Annotated in this window: 9 protein-coding genes; all 9 read left to right on the top strand. The window is 72.4% G+C overall.

Features of this window, described 5'->3' with window-relative positions:
- The first annotated feature begins 5 nt into the window (after positions 1–5).
- From ABT342_RS10965 to ABT342_RS10925, 9 genes are read left to right on the top strand one after another with little or no spacing between them, the layout of a single operon-like run.
- Entirely contained in the window at positions 6–773 is a 768-nt protein-coding gene (locus ABT342_RS10965) for a HEAT repeat domain-containing protein (RefSeq protein ID WP_351570266.1), read from the top strand.
- A gap of 9 nt (positions 774–782) precedes the next feature.
- Complete coding sequence (locus ABT342_RS10960; protein WP_351570263.1) at positions 783–1,451, top strand: hypothetical protein; 669 nt, start codon at positions 783–785, stop codon at positions 1,449–1,451.
- Between the two features lie 5 nt (positions 1,452–1,456).
- Positions 1,457–1,810 carry a LysM peptidoglycan-binding domain-containing protein gene (locus tag ABT342_RS10955; protein ID WP_351570260.1) on the top strand — a complete coding sequence of 118 codons (354 nt, stop codon included), beginning with the start codon at positions 1,457–1,459 and terminating at the stop codon, positions 1,808–1,810.
- Positions 1,803–2,942, top strand: coding sequence for a hypothetical protein (locus ABT342_RS10950; RefSeq protein ID WP_351570257.1), 1,140 nt, complete (start codon positions 1,803–1,805; stop codon positions 2,940–2,942). The genes ABT342_RS10955 and ABT342_RS10950 overlap by 8 nt, the downstream gene beginning before the upstream one ends.
- A gap of 24 nt (positions 2,943–2,966) precedes the next feature.
- Positions 2,967–3,491: a phage baseplate assembly protein V gene (locus ABT342_RS10945; protein ID WP_351570254.1), complete on the top strand. Its 525-nt coding sequence runs from the start codon at positions 2,967–2,969 to the stop codon at positions 3,489–3,491.
- A gap of 16 nt (positions 3,492–3,507) precedes the next feature.
- Positions 3,508–3,846, top strand: a complete 339-nt coding sequence (locus ABT342_RS10940; protein ID WP_351570251.1) for a hypothetical protein — start codon at positions 3,508–3,510, stop codon at positions 3,844–3,846.
- On the top strand, positions 3,843–4,211 hold the full coding sequence (locus tag ABT342_RS10935) for a GPW/gp25 family protein (protein ID WP_351570248.1): 369 nt from the start codon (positions 3,843–3,845) through the stop codon (positions 4,209–4,211). Before ABT342_RS10940 ends, ABT342_RS10935 begins: the two co-directional genes overlap by 4 nt.
- Positions 4,208–7,456 (top strand): putative baseplate assembly protein, encoded by a 3,249-nt coding sequence (locus tag ABT342_RS10930; protein WP_351570246.1) that lies wholly within the window; start codon positions 4,208–4,210, stop codon positions 7,454–7,456. Before ABT342_RS10935 ends, ABT342_RS10930 begins: the two co-directional genes overlap by 4 nt.
- Positions 7,453–11,202, top strand: a complete 3,750-nt coding sequence (locus tag ABT342_RS10925) for a putative baseplate assembly protein (protein WP_351570244.1) — start codon at positions 7,453–7,455, stop codon at positions 11,200–11,202. Before ABT342_RS10930 ends, ABT342_RS10925 begins: the two co-directional genes overlap by 4 nt.
- The last annotated feature ends 3 nt before the right edge of the window (positions 11,203–11,205 follow it).

The raw sequence follows: 11,205 nt of genomic DNA, 5'->3' as shown, positions 1-11,205 counted from the left end.
GACATGTGCCGAAGTTCAACAGCTACCACTGGAAGACAACCCGTCTGACCGACAGGGAACTGGAGGCCGCCAGGGAAGAGCTGATGGATCCGTCGAGCGCCGCGAAGCGGTTGGAGGCGTTCCTCGTCCTCCTGCGCAGCGAACAGAGCGCGGCCATCGGAATAGCGCTGGATCACTATCATTACGCGACGTCGCGGAGTCGGCACGGGCAGGCGCAGCCGTACACAACGCATCGTGGCGAGGTCGTGGAACGCGCCCGCGATCTGCTGAGGCACCCCCCAGGGCCACATGACGAAATCCACGGAGATTTCCCGGGAGCGGAGCACGCGAGCGCTCTCATCGTCCTGGCCAATGAGGCCGGAGATCAGGATGCGGGCCTCGTCGCCAACGCCCTGGACAGCGCATCGGACTTCGATACCGAATCAGCAGCCCTGCAAGCCGCCGGTCGCATCTTCCGTTGGTCGGATTCCCCCTCTGCCGATTTGATCGACCGCATTGCCCGGATGGTTCGCGACGAGGATCGCGACCTCGACGAACGGCTGGAGGCGCTGGAGGCGCTGGCACGGGGAAAGGACCCGCGCCTGCTGTACGAAATCGCCGAAATCACTGCGTCGGACGATGTCGCACTACAGGTGACAGCCACTCATGCACTGGCCTTTCACGACATGACGACGTACCGGTCTCTTGTCGAGGAGCGGCTGGCTTCCTGGCCGGAGGACGCTCCGTATCCGGCAACAGAAGTTCGGGAGTTGCTGCAGGACGATGGATCTTAGGAAGGCTTCATGACCCGCTACGCCGACATACCCAAACCCATCCGCTCCGGCATCGTCGTCGTCGACCCCGACCGCGGCACCCCCCAGCGCATCATCGTCCTCCAGTTCAACCCGGACACCCTGGAACGCTCCCTCGCGCCCCAGGCCGCCGGAGGGTCCGGTGATGCCGGTGGGGGCGGGTCCGGGAGCGGGGACAGGAACGAGGCGCTCAGGCTCAAGGGGCCCGCGCAGGAGACGTGGAAGTTCACCGCCGAGATCGACGCGACCGATCAGTTCGAGGTGGCCGCGCCCGACGGGATCCATCCGCAGCTCGCCACGCTGGAGATGCTGGTGCATCCGACGACCGCGCAGCTGCGTGAGGCCTCCCGGCGCACCAAGCAGGGCACGATCGAGATCACCCCGATCGAGGTGCCGCTGACGCTGTTCACCTGGGGGAGCAAGCGCGTCATGCCCGTACGGCTCACGGAGCTGTCCATCAACGAGTCGGCGTTCGACGTCCATCTGAATCCGATCAGGGCGAGCCTCGGCATCGGCATGAAGGTGCTCAGCGTCAGTGACCTGCCGGCCGGGCACCGGGGGGCCGATCTCTATCTCGCGCATCTGGCACAGAAGGAGCGGCTGGCCGCCGCCGCGCTGGGCGGGCGGCCGGGCGCACTGGGACTGGGACGGGGGCTCTGAGGAAAGTGATCGAACCGTACGAGAGCGCACTGGACGCGATCCCCGGATCGCACCCGTATCCGCGGACCAGCCGGTACCACGACGCCGAGATCGGGGTGCACACCCAGGCCGACGGGACCGAGGTGCGGTACACCAAACGGCGGTTACTTCCGCCGCTGCCGGGCGACGACGACACCGCACCGCACACCGTCAACAGCGGCGAACGACCCGACCACCTCGGGCAGCGCTATTTCGGTGACCCCGGCCAGTGGTGGCAGATCGCGGACGCCAACGCCGTACTCGACCCCGCGGAGCTGACGGCCGAGCCGGGGCGGGAGATCCGGATACCGCTGCCGGGCGGCGGTGGCCTCCATGGCTGATGAGCCCATCGGGGCGGGGCCCGTCCATCTCACGCTGCGCATGGGACCGCACCTCACCCGGACCGTGCCGGCCGAGGTGACCGAAGCGCTGCTGTCCGCCCAGATCACGAGCACCGCCGGGGAGCGCAGCGGCTTCCAGCTCGCCTTCGATCTGACCAAGAAGGGGCTGATCGGCAAGCGGCTGCTGCCGGAAGGGTTCTTCGACCCGAAGACCCGGGTGATCGTCACGATCTCCGTCAAGGGGACGACGACGGTGCTCCTGGACGGGCTGATCGTCCGCCAGGAGGTGGGGGCCAGCAATCAGCCCGGACAGTCCACGCTCACCGTCACCGGCGAGGACCTGACTCTCCTGATGGATCTGGAGGAGCGGACCGACCGCTATCCCAACCTCGCGCCCTCCCAGCGGGTCGAGCGGATCCTCGCCCGGTACAGGAGCTACGGGATCGACGCCCACATCATCCGCGAGCAGATACAGCAGCCGCCCCGCGAGCAGCTGCGGGTCGAATACCAGACCGGCACCGATCTGCACTACCTCAACGAGCTCGCGCGGGCGAACGGATACACCTTCTACCTGGAGCCGGGGCCGGCGCCCGAGCGTTCCGTCGCCTACTGGGGTCCCGAGCAGCGGCTCGGGCAGCGCCAGCACGCGCTCAACGTGAACATGGACAGCAACACCACCGTCGACCAGCTCACGTTCGCCTACGACGGTACGGCCCGGGAAGAACCGCAGGCCCGTGTGCAGGATCCGCGCACCCGTGACGTACTGCTGCTGGCGCAGCCGGACATCAGCCCGCTGCGGCCCCCGCTCGGCAAGCTGGCGACGCCCGCGCTCAAGCGCAGGACGCTGGCCGGTACGGCGAAGAAGGAGCTCGGGCAGGCCGAGGCTGAGGCCCTCGCCAGGGCGGCGACCTCCGCCGACGCGATCTCCGGGTCGGGGTCGCTGGACGTCGTCCGGCATGGATACGTGCTGCGGCCGAGGGAGTTGGTGGGGGTCCGCGGCTCCGGTGTCACGTACGACGGCGACTACTACGTCAAGTCCGTCACGCACAACCTCCGGCCCGGTTCGTACCAGCAGAACTTCACGCTCTCCCGCGAGGGCCTGGTCGCCCGCAGCGGGACCGTCCGCCCGTAAGAGACCAGACCAGGAGAACTTCGTATGGCGGCACCGAACAACCGCTTCCTCGGCAAGTTCCGGGGCCGGGTGGTCGACAACAAGGACCCGCTCCGGCTCGGCCGGATCACCGCCGAGGTACCGGACGTGCTGGGTCACGAGGCATCCACCTGGGCGCTGCCGTGCCTGCCCTTCACCGGGCGGCAGGCGGGGCAGTACGTCGTCCCGGAGATCGGGGCCGGTGTGTGGGTGGAGTTCGAGCAGGGGGACCCCAGCTTCCCGATCTGGACGGGGAGTTGGTACGGACACGCCTCCGAGCTGCCGCCCCATGCGAGCGCCGAGCTGCCCGCCTCGCAGCCCGTCGTCATCCAGACGCCCGGCAGGCACAAGCTGGTGATGTCCGACGTTCCGGGTGGCACGGGAATCCTGCTGGAGGCCCCGGGCGGCGCGTACATCCAGATCGACGAGAAGGGCGTGACCGTCGGCAACGGCAAAGGCGCGTCGATCGTGCTGATCGGCGACGCGGTCAACATCAACGAGGGCCGGCTGATCGTGCCCAAGAAGCGCTAGCGAAACGGGGAGTTACGTGTTGTCCGGAAATCTCGTGAACGGCGGTATGTCGATCAGCTGCCCGCACGGCGGCCGCGCCGTGCCCGCCTCCGCCCCGTCGTCCGGGGTCCGGATCGACGGCCACCCGGTGCCCACCGCCGCCGATGTCTTCACCGTCAGCGGCTGCCGGCACACGGTCGACGGCGTGCCGCATCCCTGCACCACGGTGCGCTGGACACCCGACCGCGACAGCGTGCTGGTCGACGGCTCGCCGGTGCTGCTCGACAGTACGTCGGCGCTCTGCTTCAGCGCCGCGCTCGTCCCGCAGGGGCCGCCGGTCCTGGCGACGGCCGCGAGGGGGGTCGCGTCACGATGAGGAGCGACATCGCCTTTCCGTTCCGGACCGACCGCCGCGGGCGCACCGCGCACGCCGCGTACGACGAGCATGTCCGTGACCTGATCGAGCAGTTGCTGTTCACCAGCCCCGGCGAGCGCGTGATGCGCCCCGACTTCGGCTGCGGCCTGCTGGATCTGGTCTTCACGCCCAACAGCCCGGAGCTGGCGTCCGCGCTGGAGCTGTCGGTGCAGGCCTCGCTGCAGCGCTGGCTCGGCGAGCTGATCGAGGTGGAGGACCTGGACGTGGTGAGCGAGGAGAACGTCGTCCGGGTGTACCTGCGCTACGCGGTGCGCTCCACCGGGAGCCGGCGCGACGAGGTCTTCGAGGGGAGCGGGCCGGCATGAGCGGCGCAGGCATCACACACGACAGGCGTACGCGGGTACGCGCCGCGCGGCTCGGCGGCGTGGACGCCGTCGAGGTCGCCGACGACGGGCTCACGCTCACGGTCACGTTCCTCGGCAAGGCGCCCGAGGGGCTCTGCCCGCAGAACATACGCATCGACGGGGGCCGCCGGATCACCGGTATCGAGGCCGTCGAGGTGTCCGTCGAACGCGAGGAGGACCCGGAGCTCGACGACCGGCTGTACGTCACGCTCGACCGCACCGGGGACACCTCGGCGTACCGGCTCTCCGTCGTCGACACCGACCCGTACGGCCGCCCGGGGACGGAACCCTTCCCCGGGTTCGACCAGCGCTACTTCACGGCCGGGTTCGCGTTCCGGCCGCACTGCCCCACTCCCTTCGACTGCAAGGAGAGCTGTGGGGACGGCTGTGAGGGCGGCTGCGGGAACGAGGGGCCCGGCGCGGGGTCCGGGGGGTCCCTCCTGGAGAAGCACAGCGCTCCCGCGCCCGTCATCGACTACACGGCGCGCGACTTCGACACGATCCGCACCCTGATCCTGGACCGGCTGGCGCTGACCGCCCCGGACTGGGCCGAGCGCAACCCGGCCGACCTCGGCACCACACTGGTCGAGCTCCTCGCCCACACCGCCGACCGGATCAGCTACCAGCAGGACGCCGTCGCCACGGAGGCCTACCTCGACACGGCACGCCGTCGCGTGTCCGTACGGCGTCACGTCCGGCTCATCGACTATCCGATGCACGACGGCGTCAACGCCCGCGCGTTCGTCGCCGTGGAGACCGGGCGCGAGCTGACGCTCCTGCCCGGTACGTTCCGCTTCGCCGCCGTGGACGTCCGTACCCTGGGTCCGCGTGACCGGCCGGACATCGGTGCCGTCATCGACGACCGGGACCTGGCCGTGCTGGACGAGCGCGGCTCGGTGGAGGTGTTCGAGCCGGTCGTGGCCGATGAGCCGCTGGTGCTGCGGCCCGCGCACAACACCGTCCGGTTCTGGACCTGGGGCGGCGAGGTGTGCGCACTGCCCAAGGGGGCCACCGCCGCGACGCTGCGGGACGCGTGGACGGACGAGGCGTGCTCGGTCCGGGCGCTGGACTTCTCGCCGGGTGATCTGCTGCTGATCGAGGAGGTGAAGGGGGCCCGGTCCGGGACGCCGGGCGACGCCGATCCGACGCACCGGCAGGCCGTACGCCTCACCTCCGTCACCCCGGTCGTGGACCGGCTGGCCGGCCGTCCGGTGCTGGAGGTCACCTGGGCGCAGGAGGACGCGCTCGCCTTCCCCGTCCGCCTCAGCACCCGCGGCGGCCCGCGGTGCGAGCCCGTCGAGGACGTGAGCGTGGCGCACGGCAACGTCGTCCTCGTCGACCACGGCCGGTCGCTGACCTTCGGCGGCGCGACGCCCGAGACGGTGACCGTGCCGCCCGCGCCGGCCGTCCTCGGGTCCTGCGATGCGTCCGGATTCGGCTGCTGGGACTCCCGCGAGGGCAATGCCACCGCCGACCTCGTGGGCGCCCGTCTCGACCAGACCCGCTGCGGCCGGTTACTGACGCCGGCGCAGATACGGGAGCTGTTCACCGTCGTCGGCGAGGACGCCACCGCGCGCGCCGGTCTCGGGCTGGAACTGGCGGGCCGGCGGCGCGAGAAGGTCGTCCCCGGCACCGCGTACGCCCAGGCGGCGGCGCTGGAGACGCTGCTGGCGCAGGTCGTCTACCCGGGGATCGCCCCGCGCTTCCGGCCCGTGCTGCACCGCTCCCCCGTCGTCCAGTCCGTGCCGTTCCCCGAGCCGCGCCATGTCTCGGCCGGGCAGGCCGGGCGGCTGGCGGTGATTCCGGGCCGGGTCAGAGGGCGTCTGGTGGAACTGTGGCGCAGTGCCCGCGACGGCGACGGGCTCGGGGAGCCGGAGATCGCCGAGCTGGCCGTGCTGTTCGGGCTGCGGGTGCTGGAACGTCTCGAGCTGCGCCGGCACCCGGTGCGTGCCCTGCGCGAACTGCTGCACCGCGGTGAGCGGCTGCTGGCGGCGAAGCTGCGCCGGCTCGACGTGCTGACCGCGCGGGCGCGTGCGGGCGCCGTGCTCGACGGGGCCATCGCCTGGGAGATCGCGCACAGTTGGGGGACCGTGTACGCGGCCGGGCTGCACCCCGGCGAGCCGGTGCTGCGGGGTCCCGCGGCCGCCGTCGTACAGGATCCACGGGCCGCGCTGCCCGCGGTCACGCTCCTCGACCCGGATGGCGGCGACGACGCGCTGTGGACGCCGAAGCGGGATCTGCTGGACAGCGCCCCCCGCGCACGCCACTTCGTGGGCGAGCTGGAGGACGACGGGCGGATCGCGCTGCGCTTCGGAGACGGGCGGCACGGCGCGAGGCCGCGGCCCGGGGCCCGGCTGGAGCTGCGCTACCGGCTCGGCGGCGGTACGGCGGGCAACGTCGGCGCGGAGGCCATCAACCATCTGGTGCTCCTGCGCGACCCCGACGCGTCCGATGACGGCCGGGGCGTGCCGGTGGCCGGCGTCCGCAATCCGCTGCCCGCCGTCGGCGGCACCCAGCCCGAACCGCTGGAGCAGGTACGGCAGTTGGCGCCGCTCGATCTGAGGCGCTCGCGGCTGCGGGCCGTCACCGCCGAGGACTACGCGGCGCTGGCGGCGCGGCTCCCCGGCGTGCAGCGGGCGGCGGCGGAGATCCGCTGGACCGGCAGTGTGCAGGAGGCCCATGTCGCCGTCGACGCGCTGGGGACCGGTGATCCTTCTCCCGAGCTGCTCGATTCGGTGGCGTACGCCCTGGAGGGCTATCGCCGCATCGGCCACGATCTCGTGGTCGGTCCGGCCCGCCACGTACCGCTGGACATCGCTCTCGTCGTGTGTGCGGCGCCCGGCCACCAGCACGGGCAGATCCTCGCCGAGCTGTACCGGGTCCTCGGCAGCGGCCGGCTGCCCGGTGGGGGGCTCGGGTTCTTCCACGCCGACGCGCTGACGTTCGGCGAGCCGGTGCGGCTGAGCCGGCTGGTGGCCGTGGCGGCGGCGGTGCGCGGCGTCGAGAGCGTACGAGTGGCCCGGCTGGCCCGGCTGTTCCACGGCAGCCCCGGCAACGGCACGGACGACACGAACGGCACGGATGACACGGCCCTGGAGGCAGGTGTGCTGCGGCTCGGTCCGCTGGAGATCGCGCGTTGCGACAACGACCCCGACCGGCCCGAGCTGGGCCGGCTCACGATCGAGCTCGGCGGAGGCGTCCGATGAGCGGTAACCACGACTGCGGTTGCGGCTGCGGCGGGCACGACGAGCGCCACGCCCCCGCGCCGCTGTACAACCCGCCGGGGCGCCCGGCCCTGGACTACCGGGTCGGTGAGTACGGCTCGTTCCTGGCCGCCATGCTCGACCGGCTCGCGTCGCCCGCCTATCCGGCGCTGCGCGGGCTGACCGTGCGCACGCCCGACGACCCGGCGATCGGGCTGCTGGACGCCTGGGCGGTCGTCGGCGACCTGCTGACGTTCCACTCCGAGCGGATCGCGGACGAAGGGTATCTGCGGACCGCCGACGAGCACCGTTCGCTGGCACTGCTGGGGCGGCTGGTCGGGCACCGGCCGCGCCCCGGCATCGCGGCCGACACCCATCTCGCGTACACCCTGGACCGCGATCCACGGGCCGAGGACGCGACGGTGCTGATCCCGCGCGGCGCGCGCAGCAACAGCGTGCCCGCGTCCGCCGACGAGCAGTCGCAGACCTTCGAGACCAGCGAGGACCTGACGGCCCGCTGGGCCTGGAACCAGTTGGCCGTACGCAGGCGCAGGCCCGGACTGCTGACCGCCGACGACCTGAGCCGGCGTTCGGAGATCCACGTGTGCGGGACCGGCACGTCCCTCCAGGCCGGGGACAAGCTGCTGTTCGTCTTCGGCGGCGCGCAGGACGCGGTCGGGCAGCGGCTGATGCTGCCCGTGGCGCGCGTGCGGATCGACCGGGACGACGAGGTGACGGCGATCGGGCTGCCGCGGTCCGCGCCGCGGTCGCTGAGCGAGCTGATCGCCGAGCTGCGCCGGTGGATCACCGAGGACGCTCCGGAGGTGGAGGACGGCGACCCCACCCCGGACAACCCGAATCCGCGTCCCATCAGCAAGATCATCGAGACGTTCGACGTCCAGGTGCTGGCGCCGCTGCGCGCCGATCTTGACGGGATCACGAGCCCCGCGCGGTTCGCCCTGCGGCTCGCGGACCCGCACGAGCGGCTCGCCGAGGCCCAGGCGATCGCCGCCCCCTACGAGGAGGTGGCCGCCTGGTTCGAGCGGTTGGAGGCGGTGGTCGGCGAACTGCGGGAGCGGGCCGTGGATCTGGAGCCCTCCCGGCCGGTGTCCTCCGCGGCCGGCGAGGGGGACTCGGCGGCGCTGCGCGCCCTCGCGGCCGTACTGCCCGCGCTGCGCACCCGCGTCGTGAAGCCTCCGTCGGGTGCCCTCGCCCACGACGCGCGGCGCCTCCTCTCCCCCGGCGCCGACCTCGGCGCCCAGCTGCTGTCCGCGCTCGATCCCCGGGTCGCGGACGGGATGTACGCGGCGTGGCGCGATGCCGCCCCCGCCGTGCCCGCGCAGCTGCGCGAGCTCCAGGCGCTGCGGGTGACGGCCGCGCCGTTCGGGGCGACGGCTCCGCTCAGGCCGGTGCAGGACGACCGCGGACGGGTGATCCGGCAGACGGACTGGCCGCTCGGCGGCTCGGCCCTGACCACGATGCGGGTCGTGTACGACACGGCGGGCCGGGTGCCGGTGCGGGCGGAGTTCCAGCACACCGAGACGGGGTCCTCGGTGCAGCGGTCGGAGAACCTGCCCGCCGAGAAGACCTTCGAACTCGGCCCCGGCCGGGTGGAGCTCCAGACCCGGGTGGCCCAGGACCACGACCTGAGCTGGCTGGCGAGGCGTCCCGCCGACTCCCAGGAGCCGGGCATCACCGCCCGGTTCCTGTCCGGGCTGCCCGAGCGGACCGTGTTCGTGTCCCGGCCCGGTGACGACGGTCGGATCCATGTCGTCGTGCACAACGGCGAACCGCTCACCTGGCTGCTGGCCCCCGGCGAGCAGGACCAGAAGCGGCACGGCGAACTCGAAGTGACCGTGCGCTACGCGCCCGCCGGCGAACCGCCGAGTGTCACCGTCGGGATCGCGTCCGTGCCGGAGCAGGCCGATCGCCATGTCCTGTCGCTCGACTCCGTGCACGACGGGATCGCGGTCGGCAGCTGGGTCGCGATCGAACGCCCCCGCAAGGGCGCCGAGGGTGGCGTCCCCGGCGACGGGAAGCTCGCGTTCGTGACCACCCGGGTGACCGCCGTACGCACCGCCGCGTACACCGACTTCGGCATCACCGGCCGCGGCACCCAGCTGCTCCTCGCCGACGCGTGGCTCGACGAGCACGACGTGCTGCTCTCCACGATCCGGGACACCACCGTGCACGCGGGCGGTGAGGCGCTGCGACTGGCCGACGAGCCGCTCGGCGAGGACGTGCACGGCAACGAGATCGAACTGGCCGAGCTGTACGACGGGCTGCGGCCGGGACGCCATCTGATCGTCTCGGGCGAGCGCACCGACATCCCGGGCGCGGCGGGGGTGCGCGGCACCGAGCTGGCCGTGATCGCGGCGGTGGAGCAGACGTACGACCCGCTGCTGCCCGGCGACCACGTCCATACGAAGCTGACGCTCACCGCGGACCTGGCCTTCCGCTACCGCCGCGACACCGTACGCGTCCAGGGCAATGTGGTCCCGGCGACGCACGGCGAGAGCCGCGACGAGCCGATCGGCAGCGGCGACTCGGGCCGCACCCACCAGACGTTCACGCTCTGGCAGTCGCCGCTGACGTGGCTGCCCGCGGACAATCCGCTGGGGGCGACGCCCACGCTGGAGGTGCGCGTCGACGGGCTGCTGTGGCACGAGGTGGACAGCCTCGCCGGGCGCGGACCGCGCGAGCGCGTGTACGTGTCGGGGACGGACGGGAGCGGGCGTACGACCGTGACGTTCGGCGACGGGGTGCACGGCGCCCGGCTGCCGACCGGGCACGAGAACGTACGGGCCCGGTACCGCTTCGGCACCGGGCGGGCCGCCAATGTCGCGGCGGACCGCGTCACCCAGGCGGTCACCCGGCCGCTGGGCGTCACCGCCGTCACCAACCCGCAGCCCGCCACGGGCGGCGCGGACGCGGACGGCCCGGGGCTGACCCGGCGCACGATCCCGCTCGCGGTCTCCGCGCTCGACCGGCTGGTGTCGGTCAGGGACTACGAGGACTTCGCCCGCTCCCGGGCGGGCATCGGCCGGGCGGCGGCGCGCGAGATCTTCGACGGACGGCGGCGGGTGCTGCACGTGACGGTCGCCGGCGTCGACGACATCGCCATCGGCGACGGCTCCGAGGTGCTGCGCGCGCTGCGCTCCTCGCTCGCCCGGTACGGTGACGCGCGGCTGCCGGTGCGGGTGGACGTGCGCGAGCTGGTGCTGCTGCTTCTGGCGGCGCGGGTGAAGGTGGCCCGCGACCATACGTGGCGGGTCGTCGAGCCACGGCTGCGGCAGGCGCTGCTGCGTGAATTCGGCAGCGGACAACGGGAGTTGGGCACGCCCGCCCGGTTGTCGGACGTGCTGGCGGCGGCCCACGCGGTGCCGGGCGTGGACTACGTGGACGTGGACGTGTTCACCGGGGTGCCCGCGTCCGTCACCACCGACGAGCTGATCGGCCTTGCCGGATCGCTCGACGAGCCGCGTACGGCCGTCCCGGCGCGGCTCGCGGAGTACGACGAGACCGTGCACCGGGTCACCGCCGAGGAGGGCGAGACGCTCACCGGGATCGCCGCCCGGTACGGCGTCGCACTCGCCGAACTGCTGCGGCTGAACCCCGACATCACCGATACCCGGCGGCTGGAGAAGGGCCGGGCGGTGTGCGTCTTCCGGGGCATCCGGCCCGCCCAGCTGGCCCTGCTGTCCCCGCATGTGGCGGACACGCTGATTCTGACGGAGGTCACGTCATGAGCC

Origin of the sequence: Streptomyces sp. NPDC000410 (assembly GCF_040300305.1) — a bacterium.
Lineage (GTDB): Bacteria > Actinomycetota > Actinomycetes > Streptomycetales > Streptomycetaceae > Streptomyces.
This window is presented reverse-complemented; position numbering and strand designations above follow the sequence as displayed.

What these genes read in the sequence shown, in the direction of transcription:
- ABT342_RS10960 (WP_351570263.1), top strand. Translation starts at nt 783, where the DNA reads ATGACCCGCTACGCCGACATACCCAAACCCATCCGCTCCGGCATCGTC.
- ABT342_RS10950 (WP_351570257.1), top strand. Translation starts at nt 1,803, where the DNA reads ATGGCTGATGAGCCCATCGGGGCGGGGCCCGTCCATCTCACGCTGCGC.
- ABT342_RS10945 (WP_351570254.1), top strand. Translation starts at nt 2,967, where the DNA reads ATGGCGGCACCGAACAACCGCTTCCTCGGCAAGTTCCGGGGCCGGGTG.
- ABT342_RS10935 (WP_351570248.1), top strand. Translation starts at nt 3,843, where the DNA reads ATGAGGAGCGACATCGCCTTTCCGTTCCGGACCGACCGCCGCGGGCGC.
- ABT342_RS10930 (WP_351570246.1), top strand. Translation starts at nt 4,208, where the DNA reads ATGAGCGGCGCAGGCATCACACACGACAGGCGTACGCGGGTACGCGCC.
- ABT342_RS10925 (WP_351570244.1), top strand. Translation starts at nt 7,453, where the DNA reads ATGAGCGGTAACCACGACTGCGGTTGCGGCTGCGGCGGGCACGACGAG.